The following is a 1,103-nucleotide window of genomic DNA, read 5'->3' as shown; positions in this document are numbered from 1 at the left end:
GGCTTGGGTGGGCGTGCAGCACGATGGCGTCGACGCCGGCCGAGCGCACCTGCTCGGCGGCGGCCCGGACCAGCCACGCCGGCTCGACCAGGACGAAGCCCACCTGCGCCCGCCGACGCTCGGCGATCGTGTCGCCGTCGTCCTGCCACGAGCCCGGCGCGTTGAGGGATTCATGGGTCCACTGGCAGGTGATGAGCCCATCGGCACCCGGCAGTGAGAGCAGGGGAAGATCTCCCGAGCTGAAGATCCGTTCCGTGGTAGGCGGGCGCATGCTGTCTCCGGTCCGGTTGGCCGCAAGCGCCGCGAAGGCGATCGCCGGCCGCATCGGCGGGTCGGTACGGGAAGGGACAGAACGGGCCTCGTTGCGCCGCATGTCCGTCCGATCCAGCAGGTCGGTGGCCGGGGCGGCGTCACGTTGCGACGCCTGGGCCAGCCATGCGTGCTGCGGGCTGCGGGCGAGCGGAGCCCGCACGGCCGTGTCGCACGTCTGCCGGGAAGGGACGACCGGAGTCAGCAGGACCATGATGGCGGGCGCCTACTGGAGAAGGTTGTCGAAATCGCCATCCTTGGCCCCGAGTATCAGAGCCTCTATCTCAGCTCGGGTATAGACAAGGGCGGGGCCGTTCGGATGCCGGGAGTTGCGGACGGCCACCTCGTCGCCCGGCAGCTTCGCCATCTCGACGCAGTTGCCCTGCGAGTTGCTGCGCCGGCTCTTCTGCCAGGTCACGCGCTCCAGCGCCGCCGCCGACATGCCACTGTAGATCTTGGTCACGCGATCTCCTGAAGACCCGAGTAGCCGTGCCACGACGGCCCTCACCCCACGCAGTCCGCCCCGTCGCACCGCCGCACTGCGATGGACACCTCGCCGATCACACCGGACGGGCCTACCCCCGAAAACCCCTACCGATGCACCCGCGTGTGCGCCTGCACGAACTTCGGCTCACGATACAGCACGGTCAGGTGCACGTGCATCAAGCGGGTCGCATGTGCGCACCCCGGCCTCACGTGCGGCCGTCCATGCGCCCGCCGCGGTCGCGCGCCTCAAGACGGGGCGCCCGCCCGACGGCCGGACCCGGGCCCGCCCCGGAAACAAGGAGCGGGAC

General features: G+C 70.6%; 1 protein-coding gene and 1 pseudogene. Both read right to left on the bottom strand.

Annotation, left to right across the window (positions count from 1 at the left end):
• A pseudogene (locus tag NBZ85_RS31285) lies at window positions 1-523 on the bottom strand (hypothetical protein); the annotation flags it as partial.
• Between the two features lie 12 nt (window positions 524-535).
• Window positions 536-772: a DUF397 domain-containing protein gene (locus NBZ85_RS31280; RefSeq protein WP_009742485.1), complete on the bottom strand. Its 237-nt coding sequence runs from the start codon at window positions 770-772 to the stop codon at window positions 536-538.
• Window positions 773-1,103 lie beyond the last annotated feature (331 nt).

It is taken from the genome of Frankia tisae, assembly GCF_025403405.1.
Lineage (GTDB): Bacteria > Actinomycetota > Actinomycetes > Frankiales > Frankiaceae > Frankia > Frankia tisai.
The sequence above is the reverse complement of the archived record's forward strand: the minus strand, read 5'-3'. Positions and strand labels throughout refer to the sequence as shown.